Annotated in this window: 18 protein-coding genes and 1 pseudogene; 11 read left to right on the forward strand and 8 right to left on the reverse strand. The window is 62.1% G+C overall.

Annotated elements, in window-relative coordinates; all coding sequences use genetic code 11:
* Positions 1 to 93 precede the first annotated feature (93 nt).
* The 7 genes from moaA to HLH25_RS20770 all read left to right on the forward strand — a co-directional run bounded on the left by moaA (position 94) and on the right by HLH25_RS20770 (position 5,198).
* Positions 94 to 1,158 carry a GTP 3',8-cyclase MoaA gene (gene moaA / locus HLH25_RS12215; protein ID WP_182974326.1) on the forward strand — a complete coding sequence of 355 codons (1,065 nt, stop codon included), beginning with the start codon at positions 94 to 96 and terminating at the stop codon, positions 1,156 to 1,158.
* Between the two features lie 60 nt (positions 1,159 to 1,218).
* The gene (locus HLH25_RS12220) at positions 1,219 to 1,845 is read left to right on the forward strand and encodes an NTP transferase domain-containing protein (RefSeq protein WP_182974327.1); all 627 of its coding nucleotides are present in this window, start codon (positions 1,219 to 1,221) and stop codon (positions 1,843 to 1,845) included.
* On the forward strand, positions 1,833 to 2,075 hold the full coding sequence (locus tag HLH25_RS12225) for a MoaD/ThiS family protein (protein WP_182974328.1): 243 nt from the start codon (positions 1,833 to 1,835) through the stop codon (positions 2,073 to 2,075). Before HLH25_RS12220 ends, HLH25_RS12225 begins: the two co-directional genes overlap by 13 nt.
* The gene (locus HLH25_RS12230; protein ID WP_182974329.1) at positions 2,072 to 2,497 is read left to right on the forward strand and encodes a molybdenum cofactor biosynthesis protein MoaE; all 426 of its coding nucleotides are present in this window, start codon (positions 2,072 to 2,074) and stop codon (positions 2,495 to 2,497) included. The genes HLH25_RS12225 and HLH25_RS12230 overlap by 4 nt, the downstream gene beginning before the upstream one ends.
* Before the next feature lie 57 nt (positions 2,498 to 2,554).
* On the forward strand, positions 2,555 to 3,358 hold the full coding sequence (gene fdhD, locus HLH25_RS12235) for a formate dehydrogenase accessory sulfurtransferase FdhD (protein WP_182974330.1): 804 nt from the start codon (positions 2,555 to 2,557) through the stop codon (positions 3,356 to 3,358).
* 118 nt (positions 3,359 to 3,476) lie between these two features.
* On the forward strand, positions 3,477 to 4,733 hold the full coding sequence (locus tag HLH25_RS12240; protein ID WP_182974331.1) for an FUSC family protein: 1,257 nt from the start codon (positions 3,477 to 3,479) through the stop codon (positions 4,731 to 4,733).
* Between the two features lie 36 nt (positions 4,734 to 4,769).
* On the forward strand, positions 4,770 to 5,198 hold the full coding sequence (locus HLH25_RS20770) for an FUSC family protein (protein ID WP_408869947.1): 429 nt from the start codon (positions 4,770 to 4,772) through the stop codon (positions 5,196 to 5,198).
* Here the strand turns inward: HLH25_RS20770 and HLH25_RS12245 are convergent.
* Positions 5,088 to 6,512, reverse strand: a pseudogene (locus HLH25_RS12245) (ISL3 family transposase); the annotation flags it as partial. The gene HLH25_RS20770 and the pseudogene HLH25_RS12245 overlap by 111 nt on opposite strands.
* Between HLH25_RS12245 and HLH25_RS12250 the strand changes: the two are divergent.
* Positions 6,468 to 7,187 carry an FUSC family protein gene (locus tag HLH25_RS12250; protein ID WP_182974333.1) on the forward strand — a complete coding sequence of 240 codons (720 nt, stop codon included), beginning with the start codon at positions 6,468 to 6,470 and terminating at the stop codon, positions 7,185 to 7,187. The pseudogene HLH25_RS12245 and the gene HLH25_RS12250 sit on opposite strands and share 45 nt — an antisense overlap.
* 221 nt (positions 7,188 to 7,408) lie before the next feature.
* On the opposite strand, the gene HLH25_RS12255 is transcribed toward HLH25_RS12250, so the two are convergent.
* The 3 genes from HLH25_RS12255 to HLH25_RS12265 all read right to left on the reverse strand — a co-directional run bounded on the left by HLH25_RS12255 (position 7,409) and on the right by HLH25_RS12265 (position 9,511).
* Positions 7,409 to 7,774 carry a heterodisulfide reductase-related iron-sulfur binding cluster gene (locus HLH25_RS12255; RefSeq protein ID WP_182974334.1) on the reverse strand — a complete coding sequence of 122 codons (366 nt, stop codon included), beginning with the start codon at positions 7,772 to 7,774 and terminating at the stop codon, positions 7,409 to 7,411.
* 100 nt (positions 7,775 to 7,874) lie between these two features.
* Positions 7,875 to 8,420, reverse strand: a complete 546-nt coding sequence (locus HLH25_RS12260; protein ID WP_182974335.1) for a cytochrome b — start codon at positions 8,418 to 8,420, stop codon at positions 7,875 to 7,877.
* Entirely contained in the window at positions 8,417 to 9,511 is a 1,095-nt protein-coding gene (locus tag HLH25_RS12265; protein WP_182974336.1) for a catalase family peroxidase, read from the reverse strand. The genes HLH25_RS12260 and HLH25_RS12265 overlap by 4 nt, the downstream gene beginning before the upstream one ends.
* A 172-nt stretch (positions 9,512 to 9,683) precedes the next feature.
* Between HLH25_RS12265 and HLH25_RS12270 the strand changes: the two genes are divergently transcribed.
* The 3 genes from HLH25_RS12270 (at position 9,684) to HLH25_RS12280 (ending at position 12,103) form a co-directional block, all read left to right on the forward strand.
* Positions 9,684 to 10,187 carry an RNA polymerase sigma factor gene (locus HLH25_RS12270; protein ID WP_182974337.1) on the forward strand — a complete coding sequence of 168 codons (504 nt, stop codon included), beginning with the start codon at positions 9,684 to 9,686 and terminating at the stop codon, positions 10,185 to 10,187.
* Positions 10,184 to 10,939, forward strand: coding sequence for an anti-sigma factor family protein (locus tag HLH25_RS12275; protein ID WP_182974338.1), 756 nt, complete (start codon positions 10,184 to 10,186; stop codon positions 10,937 to 10,939). Before HLH25_RS12270 ends, HLH25_RS12275 begins: the two co-directional genes overlap by 4 nt.
* 681 nt (positions 10,940 to 11,620) lie before the next feature.
* The gene (locus tag HLH25_RS12280; RefSeq protein WP_182974339.1) at positions 11,621 to 12,103 is read left to right on the forward strand and encodes an Hsp20 family protein; all 483 of its coding nucleotides are present in this window, start codon (positions 11,621 to 11,623) and stop codon (positions 12,101 to 12,103) included.
* A gap of 465 nt (positions 12,104 to 12,568) precedes the next feature.
* On the opposite strand, the gene HLH25_RS12285 is transcribed toward HLH25_RS12280, so the two are convergent.
* The 4 genes from HLH25_RS12285 to HLH25_RS12300 form a co-directional block, all read right to left on the reverse strand.
* On the reverse strand, positions 12,569 to 13,126 hold the full coding sequence (locus HLH25_RS12285) for a phosphate-starvation-inducible PsiE family protein (protein WP_182974340.1): 558 nt from the start codon (positions 13,124 to 13,126) through the stop codon (positions 12,569 to 12,571).
* Positions 13,127 to 13,193: 67 nt separating this feature from the next.
* On the reverse strand, positions 13,194 to 13,571 hold the full coding sequence (locus HLH25_RS12290) for a hypothetical protein (RefSeq protein WP_182974341.1): 378 nt from the start codon (positions 13,569 to 13,571) through the stop codon (positions 13,194 to 13,196).
* Positions 13,568 to 14,122: a hypothetical protein gene (locus HLH25_RS12295; RefSeq protein WP_246402140.1), complete on the reverse strand. Its 555-nt coding sequence runs from the start codon at positions 14,120 to 14,122 to the stop codon at positions 13,568 to 13,570. The genes HLH25_RS12290 and HLH25_RS12295 overlap by 4 nt, the downstream gene beginning before the upstream one ends.
* A gap of 154 nt (positions 14,123 to 14,276) precedes the next feature.
* Complete coding sequence (locus HLH25_RS12300; RefSeq protein ID WP_061470424.1) at positions 14,277 to 14,546, reverse strand: helix-turn-helix domain-containing protein; 270 nt, start codon at positions 14,544 to 14,546, stop codon at positions 14,277 to 14,279.
* Positions 14,547 to 14,608 lie beyond the last annotated feature (62 nt).

The raw sequence follows: 14,608 nt of genomic DNA on the forward strand, positions 1-14,608 counted from the left end.
GTCCGGCAGAGGGGACGGGTCTTCCCGACGACATGTCGGGACACCGTTCCGACCGCCGGTTAGAAAGTTAGCGGAGCAGGCGGAACAGAAGTCATGAATGGCACCACGCCTCTTTTGGACCGGCTCGGCCGCCCGCTGCGTGATCTGCGCATTTCGGTGATGGACCGGTGCAATTTCCGCTGCCCGTACTGTATGCCGGAATCGACCTATCACGAAGGCTTTCACTTTCTGGCGCCACGGGAACGGCTTGATTTCAACGAGATCGAACGCGTGGCGCGAGCGGCGTCCGCGCTGGGCGTAACCAAGCTGCGCCTGACGGGCGGCGAGCCGCTTCTGCGGCCCGGCCTGGCGGAACTGGTGGCCCGTCTGGCCGGCATTCCGGGTATCGAGGATGTCGCCCTCACCACGAATGGCGTGCTGCTGGAACGTCATGCCCCTATGTTGCGCGCGGCGGGACTGAGCCGGGTTACGGTCAGTCTCGACAGTATCGATCCGACCGTTTTTGCGCGGATGAGCGGCGGACGCCCCGATCTGGATGCGGTGCTGGGCGGTATTGAAACCGCCCGGGGGGCTGGATTTCCTGGCGGTATCAAGGTTAATACCGTCGTGCAGAACGGCGTGAATGCAGCGGGCGTCCCTGAACTGCTCGCATATTTTCGTCATACCGGGGTCGTCGTGCGTTTGATCGAATATATGGACGTGGGGAACCGCAACGGGTGGGCACACGCCGATGTCGTGACCTCACGCACCCTGCTGGAGCAGATCGACGCCCTTTGGCCGCTGGAGCCGCTCTCTCCACATTATCGCGGCGAAGTGGCCCGGCGCTGGCGCTATAGGGACGGTGCCGGCGAGATCGGGTTTATTTCCTCGGTCAGCGCCCCGTTCTGCGGGGCGTGTTCGCGGGCGCGGCTTTCTTCGGAAGGGCAGCTTTTCACCTGCCTTTTTGCGACGAAGGGCACGGATCTGCGGACGATCCTGCGTGATGGCGATCCCGGAGACAACGACGCGGCACTCCGCCAGGCGCTCACCCGGATCTGGCATCAGAGAACCGACCGATACAGTGAGCAACGCGGGGAGGGTGACCGGCCCGCGCCTCTCGCTGAGACCGGAAACGGGCCGAAGGCCGGGAAAATCGAAATGCATTATATCGGGGGATGACATGACCGGAGACGGAGATGCACTGCTCAAGCTTGGCGACAACGGCATGGTGGACGTGCCGTGACAGTCCCGCTTTACGGTCTGGTGCTCGCCGGGGGGGCAAGCCGCCGCATGGGGCAGGACAAGGCGGCGTTGTCCTATGACGGGCATCCTCAACTCATCCGCGCCTTCGCTCTCCTCGCCCTGCGTGCGACGCGGTGTTTCGTATCCATACGTGCCGAGCAGATGGATGACCCTCTTCGCCGTGCATGGCCCTGTATCGTCGATACGCATGCCGCGATCGGGCCCGCTGCCGGCTTGCTGGCTGCCCATGCCGCCTGTCCACACGCGGCATGGCTGATCCTTGCCTGCGACCTGCCGTTGCTGGACGGCCTCACGCTCGATGCCCTGATCCAGGCGCGCGGAGATGATTGCTCGGCCGTCGCCTTCCGCAGTGAGCATGACGGCGAACCGGAGCCGCTTTGCGCGATCTGGGAACCGGAGGCGCTGGAAACACTGTGCAGGGAGGTATCAGAGGGCAAAGGGAGCATGCGCAGGATACTGGCGGGAGAGGGGACGAAGATCCTGCCGCCCCTTACACCCGGCGCGCTGGACAACATCAATACCCCGGCGGACCGCACGCGCGCCATGGCGAGCCTTGCAGGCGCTCGGGATGGAGAACGGCAGGAGCATAAATGCCGCGGATAGAATTAGAATATTTCGCGCAACTTTCCGAAGCGACGGGTCAGCGCACCGAGACACGGGATACGGCCGCCCTGACGGCGGCCGCGCTCTATGACGAGTTGCGCGCGCAATATGGGTTCGTACTGCCGCCCGGCCGGATGCGTGTTGCCGTGAATGCCGCGTTTCGTCCATGGGACCAGGAACTGAGTGAAGGAGACCTGGTGGTGTTCATTCCACCGGTCACCGGCGGATGACTCGTTTTCTGATGGCGGACGGCCCGGTCGATAGCGTTGCGCTGCGCACCTGTCTGCTGCGGGCGGAAGCGGGGGGCTTCTGCAGTTTTGAAGGCTGGGTACGGCAGACCAATGACGGCCGTCCGGTCCTGGGGATCACGTATGAAGCCTATGCCCCGCTGGCCGTGACCGAGGGGCAGACGATCCTCGACGAGGCGCTGGCGCGTTTCGACATTACCGATGTCGTGGCCACTCATCGCAGCGGTTATCTGCGGGTGGGCGAGATCGCGGTGTGGATCGGCGTTGCCGCTCCGCATCGGGATGCGGCATTCAGGGCGTGCCGCTATGTGATCGACGAGATCAAGAAGCGCGTACCGATCTGGAAGCACGAGCACTATGCCGACGGGAAGGCCGGCTGGGTCGCCTGTCATCGCAGTGAATAACAGTAGCCGGGTCAGCCCGATACCGGCATTAGCTAGGCCCTGAGAGAGTCCATGTCCATGGATGCGTTGTTTCATGCGTTGACGGTGGCGCCTCTTGGGCAGCCGGAGACGGAACTTGTTCTGAACGTCGCGGACGAGGTGCCCGTAAAGCTGACCTTCAACGGGATTTTTCCGCATGGCGTCATGATGATGACGTCCGATCATCTGGAAGATTTCGCGTATGGCTACTGCCTGACGGAAGAGATTATCCGCTCCGCCGAACAGATACGCGCCGTCGTGGTCACGCAGGAGGATGACGGTCTTGCAATGGATGTCACACTCACCGGGGAGTGCCTGAGTGCCCTGCTCAAACGCCGCCCACGGGCTCAGACCGGGCATACGAGTTGCGGACTCTGCGGCAGTGACGACGTCCCTGCCGTGGAGACGGTCGGTGCCTGTACCCTTCCACTGACGCAGACCATCACGGTGGACGCGGTGTGCAAGGCATTGAATGATCTCGATAGATGGCAGGAACTCAACGCCGCGACGCGCATGGCGCATGCGGCTGCATGGGCGGATGCCGATGGACACATCCAGATGATTCGGGAAGATGTCGGTCGGCATAACGCTCTGGACAAACTGATCGGTGCGCGCCTGAGGAATGGGGGTGCCATGCAGAGCGGGGTCTGTCTGCTGACCAGCCGCTATTCATTCGAAATGGCACTCAAGACCCTGCGTGCGGGCATTGCCATTGTCGCTGCCGTTTCGGCGCCGACATATCGGGCTTACCGCCTCGCGGAGAGGATGAACCAGACGCTGATCGCTATCGCGCGCCGGGACAGGCAGATCCTGTTCTGTGGCGGGGAGCGCATCACGCAGTGAATCCCGGATGATGACGGATCGAGCACATCCAGCCCAGCCTATGATATAAAACAAATATTAGGTGGAAATGAGTCTGTTGAAATCCGTGTGCCGCCTCGCCGGACAGATACGTCAACAAATGCCTGGATGTCCATCTTCCCTACGGCGGCCGGTTTCCTTCGGCGGTGTGCCCGATTTCTCGTCGGTCAGATGGCTGGTCGCGCCCCGCCTGGCGGCGCTCGGATTTTCGGTGCGGACGACCGTTGCCGCTCTCCTGGCTCTGGCAATCGCTTTCCAGATGGAACTGGGCGAGCCGCAATGGGCACCGATGACGGTCTGGATTGTCGCCCAGGGGACACGCGGCGAGAGCATTTCCAAGGCACGCTGGCGAATTGTCGGCACCCTGGCGGGGATCGTCTCGGCGGTTGCTCTGATTGCGGCGGTGCCGCAGCAGGCGTGGCTGTTTTTCCCACTGCTGGCAGGGTGGATCGGGCTGTGCACAGCGCTGGGCACGCTGGTTCATAATTTCCGCAGTTACGCCTTTGTCTTGACGGCCTATACCTGCGCTATCGTTTCTCTGTCCGCTGTGGATGCTTCAGATCAAGTTTTTGACCTAGCGATGGCACGAGGCACATACATTTTATTGGGTGTCGTATGTGAAATGGCGGTTGCGGCAGTGTTCGTGCCGAATGTGGCTGGGCGAGCGCGGGAGACGGTGCGGGCACGCCTGCAAGAGATCATCAGCCAGTCGGCTGCGGCGGTGCGGGCGATTCTGCTGCATCGGTCTCCGCCGGAAAGCGATCTACATCGGATTCTCTCGCTGGCATTTACGCTGAACGACCGGATAGAATTCAGTGCCATCGAGGCAGGGCCGGGGGAATCGGTGGTGCGCTATGCGCGTGGAACGCTGGGGCAAGTGGTCAGGTTCACGTCTCGTGGACTTGGCATGCGCAGTCGGCTGGCGGCGGTAGGGAATGTGACGACGGCCTCGAAGGATATCCTGCGCGCCGTGGTCGATCTTCTGGAACGGATGCCGGGCGACCTGGGTGACCCGGTGCGCACGGTGACGCTGCATGGTGAGGTGCAGGCGCTGTATGCGCGATGTTCCGCCGCTGGGCAGCCTACGTTGCGGCTTGCCGGGACGGGGAGCGAGGCTGATAGCGCGGTCGACGATCGGATTATGCTTCAGGGGTTGGCGCTCCTGCTGATGGAACTGGTTCACATGCTTGGGTGTTACGCGGCCGATCCCGCTGAGATGCAGTCGCCGGTGCCCTTTCGTCTGGTTCGGCCTGCTGATTGGCGCGCGACCATTGCCAATGGCGCGCGGTCTTTTATTGCCGTTATTGTCGCTGTTCTGATCTGGGAGGTGACGGCGTGGCCTGAGGGCGCGGTGTAGGCTGTTCTTGCAGCGATCGTGCCGGTGTTCTTCGTGATGCCGGTGACGGCGGACTATGCCGTACTGTGTTTTACGATCGGACTACCGATGGTTGTGGGTGGTCTTGCTGCGCGCAATGCGGCGACCGAGGCAATGGCGGCGTCTTTCGGGAATTTCTTTCCATATATGCTGGGGCTGGAAAATCATTTTCGGATCAGCGAAGCGAAATGGTTCAACACGGCTTTCGCCCTGCTTTGCGGACTGGGTTTTGGGGTACTCGTTTTTCGGTATATTCTCGGTTCATCCGCACTTTGCGTGCATGACACGGGCGCGGAGGAGTTTGAAGCCTGCCCTACCGAACATGGTGCGCTTGATCATCTTGAGGCGGCTGATCTGCCCTTCGACGGGACTGGTGGTCCAGGGGTGGTGCAGTGCGGCCTGAACGGCGGAAAGGTCTCGCCGCAGGCCAGTTACAAAACGGGATAGAGGCGTTCTTTCCCCCGCTTCGAGAAGGGTTTCCAGGGATGCCTGTGATTTTCTGGTAAAGAGATCCTGCATGTCTCTTACCCAGACCGTGGCTTGCGCCAGCACCGGCGCGGCCGTCATCAGGCGCTGGATAAACAGGACGTCCATATCTGACCGGTTGCTGGTTTCGGTCGTGAGCATCCGAGCCAGGTTTCTACCCATGGGCACGGGTTTGATCGGCACCGGATGAGATGCACCTGCCGTGGATCGTCTCGACAAGACCCGGTCCCGGACGCTTCCATATCGACCGGAGAATCCCATGGCGGTGATTTCACGATGCAGACGGGCGGCATTGTGACATCCTTCCTTCAGGCGTCGATCGAGAAAGGTGGCGTAGGGGGTCATGATGCCGGGCCGAAAAATGCGACGCTGCCACGTCGAGGGGTGACCCTGTCGCAACCACCGCCGGACGGTCTTGCGTTCCGCGCCAATTGTCTGTGCGATACGGCTGATCGTCTGTCCCCTCGCCCGCATGGCGGCCGCCCCCTCGCCCGGATCGCTCACCATTCCTGCGTCGACCGGCTGTCCGACCGGGGAGACCTCATTCGTGATATCGGCCATGATGCGCCTGGCCAGAGCGGCGTGCCGGTCGACGACGGTCAGGAACGCATCATGAAGATTGCGGATCAGATGCCAGCGATCTGCGACCTGAATGGCGGCCGGGGCGCCCTGCCGAATGCCGTCGGCATAGGCCCCTGCGCGATCACGGGCGACAATCTCGATACCGGGATGATCGCGGAGCCACGCCGCGAGAGTGTCCCCCTGCCGGTCGGCCAGAAGATCGACCACCCTGTTTCGTTCGAGGTCCACGAGAATGGTGCCATAGTGTCGGCCACGCCGCCAGGCCCAGTCGTCGACACCGAGCACGCGGGGCGTTTCAGGCCGGCCGGCGACCGCTGCCATCCTGACGATGCGCCGTATCAGCGTGTCGGCGCTGATGGGACAGCACAGGCGCGCCGCCATACGGGCACCTGCACTCCCGCCCAGCGCGTGGGCTACGTAGGTGTGGAGGTCCGCCAGCCGACACGTCTGCCGCGCGTAGGGAGCCGCGAATTCCCCCAATGGTTCGACGAAGGTTCGGCGCTGACATCCTTTGTCGGTGCAACGAAAACGTCGCACCGTCATCGACAGGGAAACACGGCGTCCATGCGCCGGCATGTCAGCAAGCTTGCGAACATAATGGCTGTGACGTCGATGCGACACCGTCCCACAATCGGGACAGGCTGCTCCATGACAACGGGATTTCGTCTCCACCCACAAATGATCAGCCACCATGACCGGACGACCAGCGGACAAGGACGAAGGGAAATCAAGGGCTCGAACGGCGGACAAGGGCGCGGGATCCGGATCAGTGGTAGATCCTCAGCCTTTCCCAAATCTTCGGCCGCCGTACAATCCCAGCCTGCACGCAAAGTGCGGATGAACCATATTCTCCCATTCAATCTGGCGTCGTTCAGTGCTTCGTTTCGGGCGACAATCCTTTCTGGTCTGCGCCGGATCGGACGTTCGGACGGGCAGTCCGATGAGCCTGCCTGGGTCGGAAAGATTGTGCAGGGCATGGGCGTGCTGATCACGAATGGTGCCCGCGAGAATTCCTCCATGACGGATATCTGGCTGCATCATGCCTTTTCGATCATGACGGTCGGACGGAACCTGTTGTACGTGCGCATGATTTTTCTGAATGAGTCGCTGCCGGAGGAGGCACGGACGATGGTGTCCGGACTGTTTCGGATTCTGCTGAAGCGCGATGTGCCTTCTGCTGCCCTGCTGGCGACGGCGGATCAGGTGCTGAGCGGGCTACGCGAGATGGAGCGAAGGGCGCAGAGTGCTCCTGACCGTCTGCAACTGACGGCGCTGATCGGGTGCCTTATGATCGTTACGACGGAGCTGCGGCAGCAGAATGTTTTCTTCGGGCCGACCAGGATGATGCCGTTCGGTATGGCGGGGTAGGGAACCGACCACCTGCAAGGCGTGATGGTCGGCCGACCTTGTTTAGTCAATGAGATGATTTGTGTAAGAGCCTGACCTGAAATGTAGGCTGGCGAGCGAGAGCGGCCCGGAACGGGTGGCGCCCGGCGTGTGTTTCCGAGCATCGGAGCGGAGCGGCCTTGATGGTCGCCCGCCGCGAAGCACAGGAAACGCGCGCTGGCTTTAAGAGGCTGTTTGCAACGTCATCCTGCCGGCGACGTGGTCAACGCTGTTGGCCTCGGGCCGCCTGTCGCCCAATCGAGGAGTTCGACCGTATGAACGACCGGCAGGCCTGTTCCGCTGGCGATCTGCATTATGCAGCCAACATTGCCCGCCGCGATTAAATGTGGTCCGATACTCTCGATATTTGCAATCTTGCTATCACGCAGGCGGGTCGCGTTTTCTGGCTGCAACAGGTTATATGTTCCCGCGGAACCGTAACAGAGATGGCTTTCCAGCGGCTCTACAACATCGAAGCCGGCTTCCTGCAATAGCCGTTTCGGTTGCTGCCGGATCTGCTGGACGTGCTGCAGCGAACGGGCGCTGTGGTAAGCGACCCGGTGCCTCATAGGTTGGATGGGTGGCCTTTGCCGCAGATTGACCGCCCATATGCGGCCACGGCCGATGCGCCGTGGCCGCCTCGCCGTCAGGGCGCCCTGGCGGGTGCGATCAATCCGGGCTGCCCCGTCGCACCATGCTCGACAACACGCCGTCGCGTCGGATCAGCCCATGAAACAGGGCCGCGCCGAGATGCGCCAGGACGAGGCCGAACAGCAGGAAGGCCAGTACGGTATGCGCCGAGCGGAGCCACGCCCATAAAGCCGGATCGTGCGGAAGGATCGGCGGCAGCCGCATGGCTTCCCCCCACAGCGGAATGGGATAGTCCGCGGCCGACAGCATCCCCCAGCCTACAAGGGGCAGGGCGATCATCAGCACGTAAAGCAGGATATGCGATGCCTTGGCGCCGGCTTTCATCAGCGGCGGCAGGTCAGCCGGAAGCGGCGGCGGCGGGGTGCGCAGGCGGTTCCCCAGACGCAGGATCGCAAGGACGAGGATCGCAATCCCCAGCGGACGATGCAGCGTCACCAGCCGGTGATAGCCGGGCCCGACGGTCGCGGCCATGAATACGCCGATGAACAACATGCCGAGGATCATGACGGCCATCAGCCAATGCAGGATGCGCGACGGAAGGGAGAAAGACACTGCGCTTCTCATGATTTATTATCCTTCGTGCCTGCGGGTGTCGCCGTCATGCCGGGTGTGACGGCAGGAGCGGCCGCTCGTTCGCCGGAACGCAGGAAGAACGAGCGCATATAGGCCGCCGATCGCGCCGACAGGATCGGATCGCCGGACGGCGCCATGCCCGCGGGTAGCACCAGAGGATCGAAGGTGATGCCGGTGCAGGGGCCGCCTTCCTCGCTTTCGATGGTCGTCAGGGTCAGGGTTCCCGCGTCTATCTGTCTGTCATCCCGCGCCCATGTCCGGCTGGGGTCGTCGATCGCATCGCCGGCGCCCGCCACCGTCACCATCAGGTGCCATTGCAGCGGATGGGCGTGAATGTCGTCGATCACCTGGCGGAAGAGATAATCATGATCGTCCGCGTGGCCGTCGGCGGGCATGACGGGTCGTACGGGCACCATGGCCCAGCGCACGGCCGTCTTCATCCCGTTCGCCGCCACGAACAGGAAACTGTCGAGGCTGCGATAGGTGTCGTCGGCGAACCCCGATGCAAGAGGGCGACGGGCGACCTGTTCCATCGCGGGCTGCAACCAGGGATGGCCGGCACGGAAAGCCCGCATGCGTGCGGGATCGGGCTTTCCGGTTGCCGGGTCCGGGCGCGATGCCAGCTGCAGGTCGTGAAATTCCTGCGGGGTCCGGACGGGAAAGACAGGAATGTCGTTGATGCCCATGCGCCATTCCCGACCGTCGGGCGGCATCAGGCGCAGCGCCATGCTGCGGACTTTCGCCGGCGCATCGGCCTGAAAGGGCAGGCCGCCGGCCAGTGCGAAACGCCCGACCACCGGAACCCGGCGCTGCTGCAGGACGGTGGCCGCGGAAAGACCGGCGGCGTTGCCGGTGCCCTCGAACCAGCCCCCCACGCAGACGCCCTTGGCGTGGTTGCGGCGAAAGCCCGGCTGCATGCCGCCGCCTTCACGCAGGGCATCCAGTATGCCGACCTGCGTCAGGCGGCCGGGCGTCAACCACCCGCCCGCCCACAGAAAGGCCAGCGCAAGCGCGGCGGGGGCCGCGACCACGCCCAGCCAGCGCAGGGCGGAAGCAGGCGGCACGACAGGGTTCGTCGCCATTGTTTCGATCCTTTGACAGCGTCTGTCGTGAAGACGTCCGGGCGGGCGGATCTATTCCCCCGGATCGGCCATCTTGCGAAAATTTCGCCCTCCCGCCCTTTTGCAGGGAATAAACCGGTGCCATGAGCGTCTTCGTCCATGACAACACGGATCACATACGGCAGGGACAGGGTTGAGCGACGGCGACGACATCAGGCTGCAACGCGCCATACCGGCCCTGAGACGCTATGCGCGGGTGCTGACGCGCGATCCGCATCAGGCCGACGACCTGGTGCAGGATTGCCTGGAACGCGCCCTGACGCGGATGCATCAGGTACGCGGACGGACGGACCTTCGGCCCTGGCTGTTCACCATCGCCTTTCGCCTCAATGTCAGCCACTGGCGCCGTCTGCGGCATCTGATCCCCCTGACCGAAACCGCACCCGAGCCGGTGCAGGACGCCACCCAGATCCCGCATCTGGAATGGAAAGAGGTCGTCGGCGCCTTTGAACGCCTGTCCGACGATCACAGGCAGGTGCTGCTGCTCGTCGGGGTCGAGGGGCTGGAATATGGAACGGTCGCGGAAATACTGGGAGTGCCCGTCGGCACCGTGATGTCCCGGCTGTCGCGGGCCAGGTCTGCCCTGCACCGGCTCGTCGATCATGAAGAACGGCCCATGCTCAGGAGGGTAAAATGACACCGCCCGACCGCCCCGTGACCGAGGACGATCTTCAGGCCTGGGTCGACGAGCATCTTTCGCCTGAACGACGCCGGACCGTAGAGGCATGGCTGGATGTCAATCCCGATGCGCGACGGCGTGTGACGGCATGGCGGACGGAACGCAACCTGCTGCGCGCCGCGATGGACGTCGACCTGCGGCAGCCGGTACCGACGCGTTTCGATATCGCGCATCTGAAGCAACGCGGCGGCCGGCATTTCAGCATGCCGCAGATGGCGGCGTCCGTCGTGCTGGCGCTGTCCGTCGGACTTGGCGGCGGATGGTTCCTCCGCGACCGGGAACAGCCCCTCGGCCTCGCCTCGGTCGAACAGGAGGCGACGATCGTGCATGATGCCGGCAAGGGCAGCACGATCGCCGAGGGAAATGTCGCCCAACTGGCAGCCTGGGGCGGCCGGACGCTCGGCCGCCCGGTGCGCCCCCCCGACCTTTCAGCGGCAGGCTATCACCTTACGGGCGGCCACCTGGTCACGACAGATCACGGCCCAGCCTGCGTCTTTCTCTACAAGGATGAAAACGGCGCGCTGATTTCCCTTTTCGTGCGTCCCATGTACGGCCGGGACATGACAGCCCCCATGCGCCCGATGCGGCATATGCCGGGCTATATTTGGGCACAGGACGGGCTGGGAATCAGCATGATATCGGACGCTTCTGTGCGTAATCTCCATATTCTCGCCGATCGCGCCCGGGATCTGATGGCGGGAACAAGCTGACGGTCAGGGCGCCCGCTTCTCCATGACCTTCGTCGGGAGCATACCTTCCCCTCCCTTGGCGAAGCTGCCGGTCCCGCATGCGCCCATAGCAGACCGGCGGCAGTCGCCTACATCCCGGACATACAAGCCCCCATTCGCCAAGCTCCTAAGCGGACAGTCCGCAATCACCATGAGCTGATGGAGTTTCCTCCCACCCGAGTGCATTCTCCGCTCGGCTGCATACAAGCAGCCCCTTCTGAGAACGTATCATAGAACAAGACATGTCAGATGGGGTGGAAGGCCTCCTTGCGGCATTGATGTGCCATACCGGCGGTTGATAAACCTTCTGAAGGAGACCGCCCACCCCAACTGACAGCTAGCGGCGCGACCACGACTGGTGGTGGAACGACAATTGGTGGTCCAGCATAAATCCACGGCCAGGCCTCCGCCGGAGCGGCACTCAGCATGGTCGCGGCGAATGCCGCGGCCAGCAACTTCCATCCGATGCTATCAGGCATTGTTCTGGTCCACTCTGAACACGCGAACGATTGAGGACGCCCAAACCTGCCTTTCTGCATTTTTGATACCTCTTGACACCATGCACGGAGTGCCCAGATTGAATCTGCCGGCCGCCAAAGGGGTCGGCAGACAGAACTATCAGTTTTGATCTTGTGTCCATGTTGCTCAAAGGAGGATATGGCTATGAGAGCCACCGTTGATTTTGCTCCCCTGTTCCGTTCGAGCGTGGGTTTTGACAGAATGCTCAACGCCCTTGATCTCGCCAGCCGGATTCCGGCGGTCGATAACTGGCCGCCTTACGATATCGTCAAGACCGGTGAGGATGATTACCGGATCGACATGGCGGTTGCCGGACTTGCCGAGGCCGACCTTACGATCACACAGGAGCGCAATACTCTTGTCGTGACAGGACGAAAGGCGCCGGAGCCGCAAAGCGCCGCCGAATATCTCCATCGGGGAATTGCGGGCAGAGAATTCGAACGCCGCTTCGATCTGGCCGAGCATATGAAAGTCACCGATGCGCACTTCGAGAACGGACTTCTGTCCATTACCCTGAAACGTGAGATACCCGAAGCGATGAAGCCGCGTCGTATCGCGATTACGTCCTCTACAACACGTGCGGAGGAAGCCGTGCCCCAGATCGAGGTGCGGAAAGAGGCAGCCTGATGGCGTGACGAAAACTCTTCCCCGGCCATTCATCCGGCCGGGGAAGAATCTCGAAAGGTCATGAGCATGAAGAGGATGAAAATATCTCTGTCGTGCGCTGCTCTGGGCTTGTCTCTACTGAGCCAGTCGGTCGCACATGCTGGTGATATTGTCCGGACGGCTGCAACATCGTTCGATGCGAGGGCGACTGAGGGAACGTCCACAATCCCCAAAACCGGGGCTCGCACTCATTACGAAGACGGCACAGGTGATATGCTGGTTGACAGCTTGAACGCAAGCCAGTTGGATCAGAACTACAAGGGGCCGGTCTATTATCCCGGACAACCCATTCCGCCGTTCCGGCCCATCGACACAGATCATCTGGCACCGTCAGGGTCAGAGACGGCGAAGAAGACGTCCTCATCGCACGGGACGTAGTGGGGATTGAGTAAAGGCGGCGTTATAGACCGCCTTTACCTCGATTCTTCAGGATGAAGACCGTTCAGGCTCACAGCCGGCCGCAGGATTATCTTCGAGATGCGCCTGTTCCCTGGCATCGCGCGCGACACGCGCATCCTGCTCGCGGACCAGCCAGTAGACGACGCCCAGCGCCAGAACAGCCGCCGAGAGAGCGAACAGTTCCATGGCAGTCACATCATGCAGATCCAGCAGGATGAATTTGCGGGCAATCGCCAGGAGGGCGATCAGGACGATGGTCCGCACCCGGATGACGTTCTCATGCTGGGCAAGAACGACCAGCAGGGAGTGTTTGAACTCAAGAGCGATGATAACAGTAAAGATCGCGCCAAAAATCGCCTGGAAGATCGTCTGGTTGATCGGATCGATTCCGACATCGACGACCAGATGCCATACCGCGCCGATCAGATGAATCGTCGCGATGGCGGTGACCAGCATGATGAGCGCAATCAGGGTCAGAATGATCGCCTGTTCAAAACGCTCGTAGAATGTCAGGCCTCTGAACAGCTTGATGAGCCGGGACCAGTCCCTGCTCTGCCAGGAACGTTTCAGGGAGAGGTCTTCCATAGCCGTTTTCCCATCTATGAATCGAGTTATAGTTCCTACGTCGTGGCCCTTCCGGCGCACATCCGGTTCAAAGCCGCTGCCAGCGTGGCAGGCGACAGGACAATGTTCTGGCATGGTCTCGCACGCCTTTTGGCAAGGCTAATGTCAGCTGGTTTTCGAGGTCTCCCAACGACATACCCAGGGTCTTAGCCATGTGCGTGCGGTCAGCGACAGGCAGGAGTTTTCGGACCACGGCGACGGTCGTCACTTCCGGATAAGACGCGGTTCTCCAGCGAGAAATCCGATCATAAATCCGGTGGTCAGCCGCCCGACGCATGAGGACGTCATATCCCTGGTCTTTTTCCTGGTCACCGAGATAGTCGGCCAGCAGGACCGCCAGTTCTGTGTCGATCTGAACGCTCGAAAGCGACATAATTCTGTTCGGCCTGCCCGCGCGAAGAGTCATGATGCAGTCCTCAGGCCGGCCCGCGTGTCGCGCGATATCAGAGCCGTCGCATCCAGAGGGCTGACGCTCAAGCCAGAAACAGTGGCGGTGACGTCGACATGCACGGACCCGAACAGATGCAGGAGGGCGGCCTGAGGCGTATAGGCGCCCTTGACGGCTGCCGAGGTCCGGCCGTCCATAAGGATCGGGTCGACAAGGACCGGGCACCCGGTCTGCCGGCTCAATATCTCGATGGAGCGGGCCAGTGGCATGGATGGAATGTTTACCGGCTGCTTTTCTGTCTCGCACGACAGCACATCATGCGGCGCATGAGCCGATGCCGGCGAGGCCATTCCGACCAGCAGCATGAGGACGAGACCGACAGCGACGTGTGGTCTTTCCCTATGCCGAAGGCGCCGAGGTTGCTTGGCCGTCTGTTCCGCTCGCTCCGTCTTTCCCGCGGAGTGCGACCAAACTGGCCTCATCGTCCCAAGTGAACGGGGCACGGGAGGATGGTTATTCCAATAGTGCTGAAGCGCCTTCAGGTTGAGAAAATGGATAAAACTCGACATCTCCCTGTTCTCGCTGCTTTTGACGTCATCTTCAGAAACGCGGGACCTCCGATGGAAGGCCCCGCTCCACCCTCTCATTCGTGCGGCCGTTCCAGAAAAGACGGCGTTTCCGCTCGGAGAAGGCGTTTCTGATCTACCCGGCGCGGTCAGTGCCTTACGCGGCGACCGAAACTGGCGGTGCGGCTCTTGCCCGCATGGGGAGACGGAACGCGAGATCAGAAGCCAGGGGATCACACCCGGCAGGGGCGACCGCGCCCGCCTGGACCAGACGTTCCAGCGTGGCGCGAAGTCTGATCCCCGGTATACCGGTATGGGCCACCAGAGACGTCAGCGTCACGCCACGTCCGTCATGACCGAGGCGGCGGAGCACGGAGAGGGCACGCGGAGCGAGCGGATCGTCTCCGAAAAGGGGGCGCGTTACCATGATACGCCTCCCTCCAGTCGGTTGCGCCATCTCCGGGCGGCTGTGCGCAGGGAGCGGCGATA

Origin of the sequence: Gluconacetobacter dulcium (genome assembly GCF_014174165.1) — a bacterium.
In the GTDB taxonomy this organism is placed as follows: Bacteria; Pseudomonadota; Alphaproteobacteria; order Acetobacterales; family Acetobacteraceae; genus Gluconacetobacter; species Gluconacetobacter dulcium.

What these genes read in the sequence shown, in the direction of transcription:
- moaA (WP_182974326.1), top strand. Translation starts at nt 94, where the DNA reads ATGAATGGCACCACGCCTCTTTTGGACCGGCTCGGCCGCCCGCTGCGT.
- HLH25_RS12225 (WP_182974328.1), top strand. Translation starts at nt 1,833, where the DNA reads ATGCCGCGGATAGAATTAGAATATTTCGCGCAACTTTCCGAAGCGACG.
- HLH25_RS12230 (WP_182974329.1), top strand. Translation starts at nt 2,072, where the DNA reads ATGACTCGTTTTCTGATGGCGGACGGCCCGGTCGATAGCGTTGCGCTG.
- fdhD (WP_182974330.1), top strand. Translation starts at nt 2,555, where the DNA reads ATGGATGCGTTGTTTCATGCGTTGACGGTGGCGCCTCTTGGGCAGCCG.
- HLH25_RS12240 (WP_182974331.1), top strand. Translation starts at nt 3,477, where the DNA reads ATGCCTGGATGTCCATCTTCCCTACGGCGGCCGGTTTCCTTCGGCGGT.
- HLH25_RS20770 (WP_408869947.1), top strand. Translation starts at nt 4,770, where the DNA reads ATGCCGGTGACGGCGGACTATGCCGTACTGTGTTTTACGATCGGACTA.
- HLH25_RS12250 (WP_182974333.1), top strand. Translation starts at nt 6,468, where the DNA reads ATGACAACGGGATTTCGTCTCCACCCACAAATGATCAGCCACCATGAC.
- HLH25_RS12255 (WP_182974334.1), bottom strand. Translation starts at nt 7,774, where the DNA reads ATGAGGCACCGGGTCGCTTACCACAGCGCCCGTTCGCTGCAGCACGTC.
- HLH25_RS12260 (WP_182974335.1), bottom strand. Translation starts at nt 8,420, where the DNA reads ATGAGAAGCGCAGTGTCTTTCTCCCTTCCGTCGCGCATCCTGCATTGG.
- HLH25_RS12265 (WP_182974336.1), bottom strand. Translation starts at nt 9,511, where the DNA reads ATGGCGACGAACCCTGTCGTGCCGCCTGCTTCCGCCCTGCGCTGGCTG.
- HLH25_RS12275 (WP_182974338.1), top strand. Translation starts at nt 10,184, where the DNA reads ATGACACCGCCCGACCGCCCCGTGACCGAGGACGATCTTCAGGCCTGG.
- HLH25_RS12280 (WP_182974339.1), top strand. Translation starts at nt 11,621, where the DNA reads ATGAGAGCCACCGTTGATTTTGCTCCCCTGTTCCGTTCGAGCGTGGGT.
- HLH25_RS12285 (WP_182974340.1), bottom strand. Translation starts at nt 13,126, where the DNA reads ATGGAAGACCTCTCCCTGAAACGTTCCTGGCAGAGCAGGGACTGGTCC.
- HLH25_RS12290 (WP_182974341.1), bottom strand. Translation starts at nt 13,571, where the DNA reads ATGACTCTTCGCGCGGGCAGGCCGAACAGAATTATGTCGCTTTCGAGC.
- HLH25_RS12295 (WP_246402140.1), bottom strand. Translation starts at nt 14,122, where the DNA reads ATGTCGAGTTTTATCCATTTTCTCAACCTGAAGGCGCTTCAGCACTAT.
- HLH25_RS12300 (WP_061470424.1), bottom strand. Translation starts at nt 14,546, where the DNA reads ATGGTAACGCGCCCCCTTTTCGGAGACGATCCGCTCGCTCCGCGTGCC.